This is a genomic window from Flectobacillus major DSM 103 (assembly GCF_000427405.1).
Taxonomy (GTDB): domain Bacteria; phylum Bacteroidota; class Bacteroidia; order Cytophagales; family Spirosomataceae; genus Flectobacillus; species Flectobacillus major.
In genome coordinates, this window is sequence record NZ_KE386491.1 from 1203505 (window position 1) to 1219678 (window position 16174).

A 16174-nucleotide genomic window follows, 5' to 3' on the forward strand; every position below is an offset into this window, starting at 1 on the left:
CTTAATTCAACGTATGCTATTCTCTGTGCTAAAAAATAAGGATGTTCTCAATAGCTAGTACTATTCACTTTGTGGATGAATAATATTATACAAATTTAGACTAATTCTAAATAATAAACAAGTTATTTAGAATTATTATAGATAATGCGGCATTTCTATAAAATTTCGCTAATTTTTTCGGGCGTTATGGGTGTTTTTAGGTTGGGTAAAGGCTTGAAAAAATAAGGAATAGCCAAGGTTAACATAAAAAGCCCAAGCAACAACCAAAAAATATCCGTTGCAAAAATAGAATAGGCTTGTTGCTGAAAAGACACCCAAAACCATTGTTTGGTGACCATTCCATTTACCAACGGTACAGCCAAAGCCAATATTCCACCTATACCAAGATACCAATGGGTCATCTTGGTTTCTTCTTTGGCTACTAGTAAGCCTGTTGTTCCTAATATAAGCCACGATCCAAAGAAAACGCTATCTACCCAAAACTTATGATTGTTGGCTGGTACAAGAAGCTCTGCACAAAAAAGTACTGCAATCGCAGGTAATAAACTCAGGCAAATAGCCAAATAGTACATCGTAACCCGATGATGAAAATACTTTTGTTGGGGCGTATAATTTTTGTTTTTTCGGGCTTCTTTCCAGAGCAATATGCCACTAATAATCACAAAACATGTAAATAGAGCCATTAAAAAATACACCGTTTTTGCCACCAAACCCCCATACGTAGCAAAATGTAGCGTATGTATACCTTCCACTACCGACTGGGCGTAAGTTTTGTTTTGGTTAGGAATAATTTTTAAAATATTTTCTCCATTTTTTAGTCGATACCCAAGCCAAGCATGGCTGTTAAAAGCCGTTTTATCGGTGTCTTTCATCGTAAAACTCATACTGGCATCATCTCGTCCTAGATGCTTGAATGTGAGGTAAAGCGGTTGATAGTTTTTGAAAGAAGCTAGTGTGCTGCTAAAAGTTGTGTTGATTTTGTCGACATGGTTTATTTTAGGTGAATTTTTATCGGCCGAAATAGTTTGAATAGGATTGACAATGGCAAATACTTTTTCTTGGTCGCCACCATACAATACCATTACGGCAGGTAACAATACCAATATCGTCAACATATAAAATGTACCTGTTACGGCATACATTAGTTGAAAAGGGAAACCCAATAAACCAAAAACCGTATGGGCGTTAGTCCAAAGTTGCTTTAGAGAACCTCGCAGGGTAAAGCCCCAAAACTTGGTGAAAATATTTCGCCAATGAATTAGCAGTCCTGTAATACTAGCAAACATAAAAAACAAAGCCACCAGTCCAGCTATATACCTACCTACTATAGGTATTTGGTCAAGAAAATGAAGCCTGTAGAGCGTTTCGCCAATCGTTGAGCTAGGAATATCTTCTATTGCTCCCGAAAAGGGATTAATCGTTACATGAAAATGTTGTTCTTGGCCACCTTTAGCAGCCAAATGCCCAAAAAGCCTAATCGTGTACGTTTCCTGAGTAGGCAATTGTAGGGTAATATCGTCGTCGATGTCAAAAGTAGGTTTGGCTTTTTTTACCGATTGCAAAATTGCTTCTATATTGATGGGCGTACTGGTTTGGTATCGGAGGGAAGGATTTTCCCATAAATAAAACTCGTCTCTAAAAATCGTGAACGCTCCTGCCAAAAAAATCACATACAGCAAAGCACTAATCACTATACCCGATACTGTATGTGTATGAAAAAATATGTTGTAGGCTCGATTGCCCAATCCTTTTAGCTTCATTTGAATAAATAGATTAGTATTGAAAATAAAAAGGTTATTCCAAGGTAAATACCAAGTATTTTCCAGCCATTTCGTGCCAAAAAACTAAGAAGCATCAAACCTATCCATACCAAAAACAACGAGATAGTAGAGGTAAGCATTACGATTTCTTGCTGGTGAGTAACAACACTAAGCAAAAGATGAAAACTAGCCGAAACCAAATAACCGCCTAGAATAGCCGCTGTGATTTTGACAGCACGCTGCCCTGACGAACTTAAATACTCCTTTTTTGCTGGCATCTTAAATAAATGAAATGATAAATAATACATGAATCACAACGAGAAAAGCGACAAAATACCTTGATGAAAGGTGCATCAAGAAAGGAATCAAACAGCACAAAAAAGGAAATACCAAGGCGTTGAGTAATTGCCCTATCACGAATCCCCATTCGGCATAATTAAAATAGATAGCTAATGCAAAAAATACCCCCGACAAAACCTTCGGAATATGATTAAAAAAGGAATGATAGGGTACTGGAAAATACTTGGACTTAGAATAGTACAAGACTACACTAATGGCTGAAAGATATATACTGCTCATAATTATTTTTTTACAAATATTATATTTATTTAGACTAGTTACAAATAATATTTTACTTTTGTGCCAATTATCTCAAAATCTTAATCAGAAGCACAAAATGATGAAATATTTTTTACTACTAATAGGGCTATTGTACGTCTGTAGGATTCATGGACAAAATCATACTTTGATAGGAACAATAGAAAATACTAAATCTGAAAAACTTTCTTTTGTAAGTATTTCTTTAAAAAATACAAAGTACGCCTCGGTAAGTAACCAAGATGGCAAGTTTAAAATAGAGCGTATTCCTGCAGGGCAATACGTACTAGTAGTAAGCCTGATTGGCCACAAAACCATCGAAGAACGCATTGTTATTGAAGGAATATCGACTACCAAAAATATCATTTTGGCAGAAGACACTAAGGAGCTAGACGAGGTAGTAATTACTTCAGAAAAGGTATCGAGGGTTCAAGAACAAAAGGCTATTGCCATAAAAAGTGTAGATATCAAAGACGTTATTACCCATAATACTTTACTAACAGATATTGCCGACAGAATTGCGGGTGTTCGTATTCGTCGTTCGAGTAGCTTGGGCGAAAAATCGGACGTATCTATCAACGGTATGCGAGGAAACGCTATCCGAATTTATATTGATGGCCTGCCAATGGAATTTATGTATCCCAACTTTGATGTGTCGACATTACCGCTAAGTAATATCAAACGAATGGATGTGTTTAAAGGGGTATTACCTGTCGATGTAGGTACAGATGCCATGGGTGGAGCTATCAATATTGTTACCGACCAGCCTAAGCAGTCGCACCTAAGGGCATCGTATAGTATTGGTTCTTTTCATACCCATTTGGCTGATTTTGAATTAGGTTATGCTCTCAAAAACAACTTTTTTATCAATGTAAATGGGGCATATAATTTTTCAAAAAATGATTATAGCATGAAAGCCTTGGTATATGAGGAAAACAAAGTGAAAACCATAACCCGTTTTCATGATGCTTATCGGATGTACTTTGGGGGTATCAATTTTGGCGTTCATAGCAAAAAGTGGGCAGATGAATTGAGGTTTACACTCAACTATTCTACAGGCTACAAAGAACTTCAGAATGGGGCCAGAATTACAACTACTGCCATTGGTCAAGCCCAATACGATGCTATCAATTATTCGTTGTCGGTAAAATATAACAAAGCTTTGATGAACGAAAGGTTCAATATTAGCACTATTGCCAACTATAGTTATCAAGCTCTCGACTTTGTTGATACTACTTCTAAGGTATATAGCTGGAGTGGTAAAGTAGTGGGTCGAAGAAGCCAAGGTGAGTATACAGGAGCAAGCAACAATACCACCAACTACAATAATTTTATCAACCGATTGGTACTAACCTACCAGCTCAATCCAGCTCATAAGTTATTGTTTTCAAACCTTTACGGACGGCAGCAACTTACTGGCGAAGACTACCTGCTTGGCAAAGAGGAAAGAGATTATTTGGCCATTCCTCAGTACCTCACCAAAAATATAGCGGGCTTACAATACGATGGCAAATGGCTCGACCGCCTTACCTTGTCGGTAGCTGCCAAACGTTTTGATTATTTTTTGAAAGGTGCCGAAAACAATACTTTCGAGATTATAAATACCCAAGGTGGATTTTGGAGCTGGAATGCAGGTTTGAAATACGAGATTTCGGACGAGCTATTTGTGAGGGGTTCTTATGAAAGAGGTTATTTAATACCGTTATTTCAACAATTTGTAGGTAACGGTGCCGACATTGTACGTAATACCGACCTTCTTCCCGAAAGTAGCGATAATATCAACCTTGGCATTAGTGCTACAAAGCAGTTAGATACCGATTGGCGTATCAATACCAATATCAATGGTTTTTGGCGTGAACAATACGATATTATTTTCTTGGGAAATGGTATCGTAAAACGCTACGAAAATGCTGACCAAGTAAATACTTATGGGGTAGAAGGTGACATAAGTGTTCGCTTTAAAAAAATGTGGACTTGGAGAAGCAATTTTACAGCTCTTCGCAAAACATTTTCAGCTATCAAAGACCCCCGAAATGCCTTCCTAGTGGGCAGTACTTTTCCTAATAACCCTACGCTTTTTGGTAATACCGAATTGGAGTGGCTCAAAGAAAACCTACTCAAGCCCAACGACAAACTACGACTCTATGTTTTCTATCAATATGTAGCTCCTTTCAATCATATCTTGATAGGCAAAAATGATAATATCAATACTTCGCCCGACTCGTTTGTACCTACCCAACAACGGGTAGACTTAGGGGCTTCATACCGCTTTGCCAAACAGGCACTAACGCTGGCATTCAATGTCAACAATATCTTTAATGCCGAATTATACGACAACTTCCTTGTACCACGAGCGGGTATCAATTTTAACTTAAAGTGCATTTTTGAAATTAATAAATTATAATACATTATGAAAAAATATACATGCTTAGCCCTATTGATGGGGGCTATGGTTTTTACTTCATGCAAAAAAAGCGAGGTAGCACTAGAAGAAGAATCTCTTTATAAAGAGAGTGGGTATTTGGTGTCGTCGGTCAATGAAACTACCAATGGGTACTCATATTATGCTGGCTTTTTTGATGTATTGCCTGGCAGTACGTCGTTCGATATGACTACCAAATCAACCTATAATTATTTCTATTCTCGGGCAAGTTGGAAAAACTTTATCTTTGGTTCGTCGTTAAAAGCCGATAAAACCATCACAAAAATAGCCGTATCTAAAACAGGTCAGTTGACCGAAGTGGCCAGTTTACCTTTGCTAGATTTTGTTAATAATATACAAATTATTAACGACAATTTGGCTGTATATACTACTTGGGGTAGCAAGTTTGTAGGGCTATTTAACCCCACTACTATGGAAAAGCTGGGCGAAATAGATATGTCCAAGGCAAAGTCTATTGCTGCCAATATCCGTAATTATTATGCCTATGTGGTATATCGAAAGCAAGACAACCGCCTTTTTCTTGCCCTAATGACCGATAGCGACAAAACTAGTGCCTATTACGATGCCACCGATATTTATGTAGAAGTCGTAAACCTCACTACCAAGCAGTGGGAAAAAACCACTACATTTACCAATGCAACCTATCCAATTTCGAGAGGTAACGAAGCTCCAATTATCGACGAAGATGGTAATATCTATGTGTTTACTCAAGGTTCTTATGGCTTAGATGGGCAAATGGGGCCAAATGCCGCCAAGTATTCTCGCCCACAGATTCTTAAAATACCAGCAGGCTCAACCGACTTTGACCCTACCTATTCGTTCAATCCTGTAGATGCTCTCGGTCAACAAAATTTGTTGGTACAACTTATGTTAGGAGCTATTTACGATGCCAACGGTATTGCCTATTCATGTATTTCGGCTCAGTCCGAATCTGCTAGGATTTTGGAGTTGGTACAAAAATACGCCCAAGGCAAAATCACCGAAACTGAGTTTTATGAACTACGCAATGCTATTTTTTATAGCCCCAATCAGCGTTGGGTAAAACTAGACCTCAAAGCCAAAACTGTAAATGTTATTGCCGATATTCCTTTTACGGCAGGCTTTGGGTATCCTAATGCTTACAAATACGATGGAAAATTGTATTTTCAATATAATTCAGTAGCCGACAAAACGTCGGGTTATTATGAATATACGCCATCTACGGGCAAAGCCACCAAAGTGGTAAGTATATCTAATGGGGGCATTGTTTCCGAGTTAATTAAACTCAGCAAATAACCATCTAATATTTTTGTAATCAGTCATTCAACCTCATCAATAGGTAATAAATCGCCTATTAATGAGGTTTTTATTTTTAAGTAATTGTATTTTAGCGGCTTGTATTTTTGATAAATCTGTTAGATTGAAGTTTTTAGTGCTGAATACCAATTTATATGCTAAAATAGAATAAAAAAGGAGATAATAGCAGAAAAAAAATAGAGCTTGTTGTATTACTCCTCAAAAATGTACATCTTTATTACGAGCATTCTGTATAAGTAAACAATTGAGCCAATTGTAGGTTTAAAATAAAATAATAGACTCAATAATTAGCTTTTATTTGTACAAATGTCGAGATACTTTTTTGACAATAAAGTAACGAATGGCTGATTCGTACCTTAACTTATTTTATGAGCAACAACAATACTGAATGGGAATGGGAAATTTCATCACGCCAAAAATGGTTTGATATAGACTGGAAAGGAATTTTCGATAATTGGGAATTGATTTTGGGGTTTGTGAAAAGGGATATTCTTAGTACACAGCACCAAACTGTCTTGGGGTGGTTTTGGATAATCCTTCAGCCATTGCTTACTACTTTGGTGTACTTGGTTATTTTTGGCAATATCATCAAAATCTCTACCGATGGCTCTCCGCCATTGTTATTTTATTTGTCGGGAAATATGCTTTGGGGCTATTTTTCAGATTGCCTTTTTGGAGGAATGTTTACCTTCAAAACCAACGCCCATATATTTGGTAAAATATATTTTCCCCGATTACTTATTCCGATAAGTAATATTATTACTCAAACATTCCGCCTATCTATTAATCTCATCTTCTTTGTAGCCATTTTGCTGTACTTTCATTTAGATGGGCAGGTGGCTAGTTTTGCCTATGATTTATGGAAAATACCTTTTTTATTAATAGGAATAGCCGCCTATGCACTAGGCTGGGGTTTGATTATCAGTGTGTTAACGGCGAAGTATAAAGATTTAGAAAATTTGGTGCATTTTATTTTAAGGCTTTATATGTTTGCCTCGCCCATATTTTACCCTAGCTCGATAGTCGCCGACGACTTCAAGCTCATATATTCACTCAACCCATTAGCACCCCTTATCGAAAGTTTTCGGGCTGTTTATAATCACCAGACCGTGCTTTGGGGCTTGCCACTTTTTTGGATAACCACAGGTTCGATTGTTTTGGTACTGAGCGTAGGCTTGATATTATTTAGTAAAAGAGAACGTAAGATTATGGATTTTATCTAGCTATCAGATGGGAAAAAAAGTATTACAATTAGAGCAAGTATCCAAGCAATTTCCCTTAGGTACTTTGGGGGCAAAAACGATTAAACAAGATATATTATCATGGTTTGGCCAATGGAAAGGTAACAAAAAATCAACAGAAATGTTGCCTCAGGGGTATTTTTGGGCTTTACAAGATGTGTCATTCGAGGTAGAACAAGGCGACGTAATGGGTATTATAGGTCGAAATGGCTCTGGTAAATCGACCTTAATGAAAATTATTTCTAAGATATTACTACCCACATCGGGCGTTATTAGAGGCAATGGCAAAATATCAAGCTTGTTAGAAATAGGAACAGGCTTCAATGGCGAGTTGTCGGGCAAAGAGAATATCTTTTTGAATGGACAAATTTTGGGTATGAAAAAAAGAGAAATTCAGGCTAAATTGGATGAAATAGTCGCTTTTTCGGGCGTTGAGCCATTTATTGATATGCCCGTAAAACGCTATTCGAGTGGAATGTACGTACGATTGGCCTTTGCTGTGGCGGCTCATTTAGATGCCGAAACCCTGATTGTCGACGAAGTGCTATCGGTTGGGGATTTTGACTTTCAGAAAAAATGTATGGCCAAAATGCGTGAACTGACTCAGCAAACGGGCAAAACGATTTTGCTCATCAGCCACGATATGCAGTCGCTAAGAAGCTTGTGTAACAAAGCGGTGTATTTAGACAAAGGTACTGTTGCAGATGTAGGTACGGCCAACAAGGTAATTACTAACTACCTTTGGGCCGAAAAAATAGAATATCTACAACAAAAATATTATGAAAAGGACAATGCCCCAGGCAATGAAAGCCTCAGAATCAAGAAAATAGAGCTGATACCTGCCAACATTGAAAATGAGGTTATTTATAATGATACAGCATTATATTTTGAAATAGATTATTGGTGTTTAAAACCATCGATTACTATCTTAGTGAAGATATTCGTTTTTAGCTATTCGGGCGAGTGTATTTTAGAAATTAGCTCGCCAGCTCATCAATGCGACAATCGCCTTTATCAACTATCTTGCTATTTTCCCGAATCTATTTTGAGTGCAGGTTCTTATTATTTTTCTATCTATTTTTTTGACGAATCTTTTGTTAAAATCTGGGATATGGATGCCTGTTTGTCAATCAATCTTGCTCAACGACAAAAATATGTTTTTAATGATATTCCTCAAGGATATATCAGACCCCAATTTGAAATAACCATCAAATCTTAGCTTTCAATTGTATGGGCAATACTGCGTATAAAATTATCCACTTTGATTTATCCAATAAACTTACGTTACCTAATCCTGCAGAGGGAAAGCGTTGGTACTATGTGTTTTGGTACAAAAATGTGCCTTTAGGGCATATTTGGTTACAAAAAAAAGATATTCCAGCGTTGGTTAGCGATTGGGAAATACAAGTGCTAAAAGCTATAGCCAAATCCATTTATTACTATTTTGTGATAGAAAATGACTCAGACTATGAGGCCATTCTTCAGGCTTTTTCCCAAAATCCTACATGGCTATTGACCAAAGCCAACGCCCAATTTCTAAAAGCCATAACACCGCCAGCCGCTACAGGCGAGGCTGTTTCGGTAGTAATTTGTACCCGAAATAGAACACGTGCCTTAGCCTCATGTCTGGAAAGTTTACTTGCATCGGGCGATGATAATTTTGAGATTGTAGTAGTTGATAATGCCCCTTCCGACAGCCAAACGGCAGAACTGGTATACCAGAAATTCCCGACGGTAGTATATGTACATGAGCCCCGCAAAGGCTTGGATATTGCCCGAAATACAGGTGCTAAAACGGCCTCTAAGCCTATTATTGCCTATACCGACGACGATGTGATTATTCCCAAAGATTGGATTTCAAAAGTTAGAAGCTGCTTTGATACCCCAACTACCATGGCCGTAACGGGTTTGGTAATACCCTATGTACTCAATACCGAATCGCAATATATTTTTGAACGCTACTGGGGTTTTAATAAAGGATATATTCCACAGGTATTTGACCATCGTTATTTCAAAGAACGAGTAGACGAGGGCGTGCCTGTATGGGACATTGGGGCAGGAGCTAACATGGCTTTTCGCAAAGATATTTTTGATTTAGTAGGCTTTTTTGACGAACGTCTCGACGTAGGAGCATCGGGTTGTAGCGGCGATTCCGAATTTTGGTATAAAATTTTGGCTGAAGGCTGGAACTGCGTGTATTTTCCACATTTGTATGCCTTTCACCAACACCGAGAAAGCAATGCCGACCTCAAAAAGCAAATATTTGCCTATATGCGAGGTAATGTAAGCTCGATTTTGGTGCAATATGAAAAATATCATCACGAAGGCAACCTCAAGCGTATTCAAGAAAGTTTACCTACTTATTACAAAAAAAGAATCAAAGAATGGTTTAAGGGGCATTGGGGCAACCAAAATAAATACCTTTTTACCGAGATACGAGGCTGCTTTTCTGGGAAAAAATTTTATGAACAACATCAAAATACGCCACCTTATAGCCAGCAAGACAACTTTAAACCCTTAGAGTTTGATACGCTTCCTGAGTATCCACTGGTATCGGTAATTATTCCTTGCTATAACCAAGGGCAATACCTCAAAGATGCCATAAAAAGTATAGAAGAACAATCGTATCAGAATTACGAAATCATTGTTGTCGACGATGCTTCTACCGACGACACCAAGGCTGTTTGTCAGGAATTTAGTCGGGTGAAATATGTATATGCTTATCGTGTAGGTGTTGCAGTAGCCCGAAATATTGGCGTGAGTTATGCCCAAGGGCATACCTTGATGTTTTTGGATGCCGACGATTTTTTGTATCCCAACGCCCTCGAAATCAATTTATATTATCTACAGCAATACCCTCAAACGGCATTTGTATATGGAGGTTATCATTTGGTTGATGAAGCAAAAGAAATAACCGCTCACCCTAAGCCAAATCCTCAACAAGCCGATATTTATACGGCCTTGTTGATGGGCAATTGTATTGCAATGGGTGGCACAGTGATGTTTAGACGAGCTTTGTTTTTTCGTTATCATTTTGATTTTCGCCTAAAAGTTTGCGAAGATTATGACATATACCTAAAAATAGCCAGAGATTATCCTTGTATGGGACACAAAAATATTGTGGCGGCTTACAGAATGCACGAGTCGAATGTGTCAAAAAATACGGCAACGATGCTCGAAACGGTATTAGATATACTCAATCAACAAGAACGTATGCTGAGAAGCTCCCAAGAAAAAGAAGCCCTTGCTATAGGTAAAGATAATTGGGGCAAATATTACCAAATACAGCACTAAGTAATTGAGCAGAAGGGTATTAATCAATTGCCATGAAGAGCTTGTTGTGTTGCTTATGGCACTAAAAATATATCTAAGTAATCTCTGAAACACATGTAAAATGAATAATCTTGAAAGAACACCACAAACACCACCTCAGATAGAGCCTTTACTTCATCAAGAAAACAGGCCATTTATTTCAGTAATGATACCAACCTTCAATTGTATCCATTACCTCGAAAATACGCTAAATAGTGTACTTTCTCAGGATTTTGACCTTGGTATGCTACAAATTGAAGTTATCGACGACCATTCTACCGATGGCGATGTTGAAGCTTTGGTAAAGCGAGTGGGTGGGGGCAAGGTAAGATTTTTTCAACAGGCTCGGAATGTAGGTAGTTTGCGAAACTTTGAAACGTGTATCAATCGTGCTAAAGGCGAGTGGGTACATATTTTGCATGGCGACGACCAAGTTTTACAAGGTTTTTATCAAGAAATAACAAGCCTTATCAAAGGCTTTCCGCAAGCGTCGGCTGTTTTTACCGATTATTGGTATATGGACAACAGCGGTAAATATTTACACCATTTACCTCCGCTTTTGCCTCAGCGGGGTATTTTACCCAATTGGTTAGAAACAATTGCACAGGGCCAGCGAATTCAGCCTCCTGCTATTTTGGTAAAAAGAGCCGTTTATGAAGATTTAGGGAGCTTTTTTGGTGTTCATTATGGTGAAGACTGGGAAATGTGGGTACGTATTGCATCGAAATATGAATTTGCTTATTCGCCCAATTATTTGGCAATGTATCGTATTCATACTACTAATATTACAAGTCGTTCGTTTTTGTCGTCACAAGATATTAAGGATATTATCAAGGTAATTGATTTAATCCAACCGTATTTGCCACTGGAAAAAAGGGCGATGTACAAAAGGAATGCTCTGAAAAATTATGCACAGTATTTTGCTAAGGTTTCTAATAAAATTTATCATGATTACAAAAATCCTAAAGCCGCTCGACATCATGCTTTTAAGAGTTTTATGATGCACCAAAACACAGAAACATTGAAGTATCTGGTGAAAATATTAATAAAAGGTTTGGTGCGGTATAAGGTGAAATAATAAATGAAGTTTTACCTCTTAGCTGGCGAATTTATTTGCCAACGAAGAGGTAAACTATTTCTTTTAAGCATAGAAGCAGTTGATATAAATACCATTTAGGCAAAAAGTCTCGCAAAATGGTTTTCTAGGTGGTTTCTCATGCCATTGCGGAAAAGTTCTGGCGAACCATTCTCGAGAATATCCACTAAGCCTTTGTGTGAGACAAACTTCCGATGAGGCAAATCCTTTTTTAGTAGTCCGCTGTTGTGGACGTAATCAAAGATAGGGAGTAACATTTTCTGGAAACTTTTGAGGGTTTTGTTGCCAGTAATTTCATAAAGTTTTCCGTGAAAATTGATTTCGTGTTCGATATTGAACAAATGTGACTCGCTCGAACTAGGTTCATTTTTGACAATTTCCTTCAACTCATCAATATCCTTTTGTGTAATTTTTTGAAAAATCAAATCAGCCATTCCAATTTCCAAGACCAAACGTAGTTCAAAAATTTCACGCAAAGTATCCTCATCCAGAATATAAGGATTCATGCTTTTGCTCATGATACCTACAATGTCTGGGCTTGTAATAACCGAACCTTTTTTCTTCTTAGACTCTATAAGCCCCATAGTACGTAAACGAGCTATTGCTTCGCGAATGACAGTTCTACTCACGCCCAAAAGCTCTACCAATTCCACTTCTTTTGGTATTACATCGCCTACTTTTAGTTTTCGGTTTTGGAGTAATTCTACCAAATTGGCTTCTACTTTATCTACTAATGAGCTATTCTCTACAGCGATAAAGCTATCGCTAAAATCTTCATTTGTCATATTATGTATTACTTATTTTTATAAAAGTAGTATAATCTATTGAATTTGTAAAGCAAAAAGTTTGAAAATTCTATTTTAAAGCCATTTAATGAGTATTTTATTATTTTGTCTAACATGAAGGCTAATGGTTTTCTATAAACGCCCTATTTATGATAAATGATTAGTCAAATTTGTCATATAAGTATTACATGTTAATTATAAAAATACTTATAAATAAGCTTAAAGGGCTCATTTTAATAAGTATTTACTACTAAAGTAAAATATTTTATAAAAATTTTACTAAAAAATTGGAAAAGTAGTTTGTCATTCTATATCTTTGTTATGTCATACATAATACATTAACTAAACTATATTATGAAAAACATTTATCAGCGAGTGGGTTTACTCATGATTTGCATTCTATGGACATTTGTTTCATGGGGGCAAAGCAAAAAAGTGAGCGGAAAAATTACCGCCTTAGAAAATGGCGAGGCCTTACCAGGTGTTTCGATTCTCTTAAAAGGAAAAACACAAGGTGCTAGTACCAATGAAAAAGGCGAGTTTAGTCTTGCGGCAACTGAGGGAGATATTTTGGTGATTAGCTATGTGGGATATATCAAGGAGGAAATCAAAATAGGAACTGCAACCAATTTGAGCATTCAGTTGCGTTCGGATGTAACGTCGTTAGGAGAAGTCGTGGTAGTAGGTTATGGCACACAATCGAGACGAAATATTACGAGTTCGATTGGAAAGCTTGAAAAAGACATACTCGCTAATGCCCCAAGAGCTAACCTTGGAACAGCTTTACAAGGGTCTTTGGCAGGCTTACAAGTCATCAACCGTTCGGGAACGCCAGGTGCAGCACCTACGATTTTGTTGCGTGGGGGCGCTTCAATCAATAGCCCAGGAGCGCCGTTGGTTGTAGTTGATGGTGTTATCAGAGCACTCAACGACATTGCTCCAGACGATATTGAATCGATGGAACTATTGAAAGATGCTGCCTCAACGGCCATTTATGGAGCAAGAGCCAACAATGGGGTAATTTTGATTACAACCAAACAAGGAAAAGCAGGTGTTGCAAGAGTGAATTACAAGTTTACCTTGGGTTACAACCAAAATCGACAAGGATATAAGTACATGAATGCTCGTGATTATATCTATTACAATCGTTTGGGAAATTTGAACTCAGGTAGAACATTAGCTCAAGTTAATGCCACTCGTGGGTATGGTCTATTGACGGACGCCGCCAACTTAGGATTATTTGATATTCGTGCCAATACGCCTGCCAATGCTGGTTTGCTAGCGCAAGGTTGGCAATCGATGGACGACCCCTACGGCGGTTCGATTTTGTATAAAGACCATGGTGGTGAAATTGAGAATTTGATTTTTAGAAATACCTATACCCAAGACCATTACCTGAGCGTAGAAGGTGGCAATGATAAAGGAAAGTACTTTGCTAGTTTTGATTATTACAATGAACAAGGAGTAATTGTTGGTTCTGACTACAAGCGCTACACAGGGAATTTGAATGGCTCTTACAAAGTAAGACCAAATTTAGAAATTTCGACGGGAGCAACGTTTTCGACTTCGTCTCAAATCGGAACGCTTAGTTCTGAAGCGAATACGTTGTACAGAAGTTTAGCCATTTGGCCAACGATGAATCCTTGGTTAGATTCTTTGAAAACCCAGCCAAACCCTGGCAATGGAGTTACAGATGGAAATCCGCTATATTGGTTACAGAAAACAAAGCGTGAAAATGAGGTAAATCGTATTACAGTTAATGCTTCGGCGAAGTATGATATTACCAAAGATTTGTACTTGAAGGTATCAGGTAATGCGTATTTGTTTGAGTCGCTGAACAACTCATTTAGTTTGGCTACTCAAAACTATACAAACTTATATACCAACCCTGTGTCGTATAGCAATACCACCAGAAATTCATCGTCGCTATTCTCGCGTTCGTTTCAGCAGCAATACAATGCGATTTTGAATTACCAGAAAAATCTGGGAGATAAACATCATTTGACTGCCATGATTGGTACGGAATATTTCAAACAAAAAACGTTTGAAATGCAAGTTCTAGGTCAGAATGCACCGACTGATGACATTGAAACTGCTAATGCATCGACCACTTTTGCTGCTGGAAGTAATTATTCTTACAAAGATGAATATCGTATTTTCTCACAATTTGGTCGTTTAAACTATGATTTTGATGAGCGCTATTTGTTGAATTTTGTTGTAAGAAGAGATGGTATTTCGAGTTTGGCTTCGGATAATCGATTTGGTATTTTTCCGGGAATGTCGGCAGGTTGGAATTTGCATAAAGAGGAGTTTTTTAAAAATAGTAGTTTGAGTGATTACGTGAGTTCAGTAAAACCAAGATTTAGTTACGGAGTAAACGGTAACGTGGCAGGTATTGGAAACTATGAGGTACAAGGTGTTTATGGTTCTCAAGGAAATTATAATACCAATTTGGGATTTTTGAGCACAAGCATTATTAACACTGGCTTGCGCTGGGAGAAAAGTACTACTTTGGACGTTGGGGTAGACGTTGGTTTACTCAAAAATCGTATCAGTCTGATGGTGGATTATTATGACCGTCGTACCAGTGATTTGTTAACCAATTTAACACTACCAAGTTATACGGGATACAGCTCGGTGCGTACCAATTTGGGCACTTTCCAAAATACAGGTTTAGAATTAACCTTAAATGCTACAATTCTACAAAAACCAAATGGATTAGTTTGGAATGTTGGTGGTAATGTTTCGTTCGTTGCCAACAAAATTTTACAACTTCCATACAACGGTAATGAAAATAATCGACAAGGAGGATTGCAAGTGTATGACCCTGCACAAGGAAAAGTTGTTTGGGTGGGAGGTTTGCAAGAAGGACAACCATTGGGAGCTATTTATGGATACAAACAGGTTTCTATTTTCAAAAATGATGAAGAAGTAGCTCGTATTGCAGGTAATAGAGTTGATAATGTCGCAGGAATTGGTGGTCCATCGACAACGATGACCAATAAAATCACTCCAGGAGATGTCAATTGGCTCGATGTAGATAACAACAATATCATCGACTCTCGCGACCAAGTGTATTTGGGAAATGTTAATCCGAATGTCATTGGAGGATTTACGTCTACCTTGTCTTACAAACGCTTTTCGCTCTTTACCAGATTTGATTTTGCTTTAGGGCATACGATTTATAATGACCTTGTGGCTCGTACATTGGGTAACTATCAGGGTACTTTCAACTATCTCGAATTGCAGAAAAATGCTTGGTCACCAACCAATACTGATACTGATATTCCAAAAGTGTATTATGCCGACCAAGTTGGTGCACCAGCAGGAAAGAAAAACTATACAAGAGCTAACAACGCTGGAGCGGTTTTGAATGGAAACAATTCAAGATTTTATGAAAAAGGAGATTACTTAGCTTGTCGTGAAATTACGCTTTCTTATGATTTGTCAAAAAGTACCATAGTGAATAAACTATTCTCACAAGCTCGTATTTACGCCAACTTCAATAATCTTTTCTATATCACTAAGTTTAGCGGTCCTTCACCAGAGCCAGCTTCGGGAGGAATCTATTCGGGTACGTATCCAACACCAAGAACTGTTGTGATGGGAGTACAAGTGTCATTTTAATATTAAAGAAACCGATT

At 37.7% G+C, this 16174-nt stretch carries 11 protein-coding genes; 7 read left to right on the top strand and 4 right to left on the bottom strand.

Features of this window, described 5'->3' with window-relative positions; translation table 11 throughout:
- Window positions 1-155: 155 nt before the first annotated feature.
- Genes FLEMA_RS0106845 through FLEMA_RS76750 form a run of 3 tightly spaced genes read right to left on the bottom strand, consistent with a single transcriptional unit; the run spans window position 156 to window position 2339 of the window.
- A complete protein-coding gene (locus FLEMA_RS0106845) occupies window positions 156-1760 on the bottom strand; it encodes a PepSY-associated TM helix domain-containing protein (protein ID WP_026994821.1) in 1605 nt (534 codons plus the stop codon).
- Window positions 1757-2038: a hypothetical protein gene (locus FLEMA_RS0106850; protein ID WP_026994822.1), complete on the bottom strand. Its 282-nt coding sequence runs from the start codon at window positions 2036-2038 to the stop codon at window positions 1757-1759. Before FLEMA_RS0106850 ends, FLEMA_RS0106845 begins: the two co-directional genes overlap by 4 nt.
- 1 nt (window position 2039) lies before the next feature.
- Entirely contained in the window at window positions 2040-2339 is a 300-nt protein-coding gene (locus FLEMA_RS76750) for a hypothetical protein (RefSeq protein ID WP_144080051.1), read from the bottom strand.
- 97 nt (window positions 2340-2436) lie between these two features.
- On the opposite strand from FLEMA_RS76750, the gene FLEMA_RS0106855 reads away from it, so the two are divergent.
- The 6 genes from FLEMA_RS0106855 to FLEMA_RS0106880 all read left to right on the top strand — a co-directional run bounded on the left by FLEMA_RS0106855 (window position 2437) and on the right by FLEMA_RS0106880 (window position 11727).
- Window positions 2437-4761: a TonB-dependent receptor gene (locus FLEMA_RS0106855; RefSeq protein WP_044171025.1), complete on the top strand. Its 2325-nt coding sequence runs from the start codon at window positions 2437-2439 to the stop codon at window positions 4759-4761.
- A gap of 6 nt (window positions 4762-4767) precedes the next feature.
- The gene (locus tag FLEMA_RS0106860; RefSeq protein WP_026994824.1) at window positions 4768-6075 is read left to right on the top strand and encodes a DUF4374 domain-containing protein; all 1308 of its coding nucleotides are present in this window, start codon (window positions 4768-4770) and stop codon (window positions 6073-6075) included.
- A 389-nt stretch (window positions 6076-6464) separates the two neighbouring features.
- On the top strand, window positions 6465-7319 hold the full coding sequence (locus tag FLEMA_RS0106865; protein WP_026994825.1) for an ABC transporter permease: 855 nt from the start codon (window positions 6465-6467) through the stop codon (window positions 7317-7319).
- Between the two features lie 7 nt (window positions 7320-7326).
- The gene (locus tag FLEMA_RS0106870; RefSeq protein ID WP_026994826.1) at window positions 7327-8556 is read left to right on the top strand and encodes an ABC transporter ATP-binding protein; all 1230 of its coding nucleotides are present in this window, start codon (window positions 7327-7329) and stop codon (window positions 8554-8556) included.
- A gap of 11 nt (window positions 8557-8567) precedes the next feature.
- Window positions 8568-10631: a glycosyltransferase gene (locus tag FLEMA_RS75965; protein WP_052353997.1), complete on the top strand. Its 2064-nt coding sequence runs from the start codon at window positions 8568-8570 to the stop codon at window positions 10629-10631.
- A gap of 100 nt (window positions 10632-10731) precedes the next feature.
- Window positions 10732-11727, top strand: a complete 996-nt coding sequence (locus FLEMA_RS0106880) for a glycosyltransferase (protein ID WP_026994827.1) — start codon at window positions 10732-10734, stop codon at window positions 11725-11727.
- Window positions 11728-11822: 95 nt separating this feature from the next.
- Here FLEMA_RS0106880 and FLEMA_RS0106885 read toward each other — a convergent pair whose 3' ends face one another.
- Window positions 11823-12530 carry a FadR/GntR family transcriptional regulator gene (locus tag FLEMA_RS0106885; protein WP_044171028.1) on the bottom strand — a complete coding sequence of 236 codons (708 nt, stop codon included), beginning with the start codon at window positions 12528-12530 and terminating at the stop codon, window positions 11823-11825.
- 354 nt (window positions 12531-12884) lie between these two features.
- Here FLEMA_RS0106885 and FLEMA_RS0106890 point away from each other — a divergent pair, with 354 nt between their 5' ends.
- Window positions 12885-16157 (top strand): SusC/RagA family TonB-linked outer membrane protein, encoded by a 3273-nt coding sequence (locus tag FLEMA_RS0106890; protein ID WP_026994829.1) that lies wholly within the window; start codon window positions 12885-12887, stop codon window positions 16155-16157.
- The last annotated feature ends 17 nt before the right edge of the window (window positions 16158-16174 follow it).

What these genes read in the sequence shown, in the direction of transcription:
- FLEMA_RS0106890 (WP_026994829.1), top strand. Translation starts at nt 12,885, where the DNA reads ATGAAAAACATTTATCAGCGAGTGGGTTTACTCATGATTTGCATTCTA.
- FLEMA_RS0106865 (WP_026994825.1), top strand. Translation starts at nt 6,465, where the DNA reads ATGAGCAACAACAATACTGAATGGGAATGGGAAATTTCATCACGCCAA.
- FLEMA_RS0106885 (WP_044171028.1), bottom strand. Translation starts at nt 12,530, where the DNA reads ATGACAAATGAAGATTTTAGCGATAGCTTTATCGCTGTAGAGAATAGC.
- FLEMA_RS0106860 (WP_026994824.1), top strand. Translation starts at nt 4,768, where the DNA reads ATGAAAAAATATACATGCTTAGCCCTATTGATGGGGGCTATGGTTTTT.
- FLEMA_RS0106870 (WP_026994826.1), top strand. Translation starts at nt 7,327, where the DNA reads ATGGGAAAAAAAGTATTACAATTAGAGCAAGTATCCAAGCAATTTCCC.
- FLEMA_RS0106850 (WP_026994822.1), bottom strand. Translation starts at nt 2,038, where the DNA reads ATGCCAGCAAAAAAGGAGTATTTAAGTTCGTCAGGGCAGCGTGCTGTC.
- FLEMA_RS0106880 (WP_026994827.1), top strand. Translation starts at nt 10,732, where the DNA reads ATGAATAATCTTGAAAGAACACCACAAACACCACCTCAGATAGAGCCT.
- FLEMA_RS0106845 (WP_026994821.1), bottom strand. Translation starts at nt 1,760, where the DNA reads ATGAAGCTAAAAGGATTGGGCAATCGAGCCTACAACATATTTTTTCAT.
- FLEMA_RS76750 (WP_144080051.1), bottom strand. Translation starts at nt 2,339, where the DNA reads ATGAGCAGTATATATCTTTCAGCCATTAGTGTAGTCTTGTACTATTCT.
- FLEMA_RS75965 (WP_052353997.1), top strand. Translation starts at nt 8,568, where the DNA reads ATGGGCAATACTGCGTATAAAATTATCCACTTTGATTTATCCAATAAA.
- FLEMA_RS0106855 (WP_044171025.1), top strand. Translation starts at nt 2,437, where the DNA reads ATGATGAAATATTTTTTACTACTAATAGGGCTATTGTACGTCTGTAGG.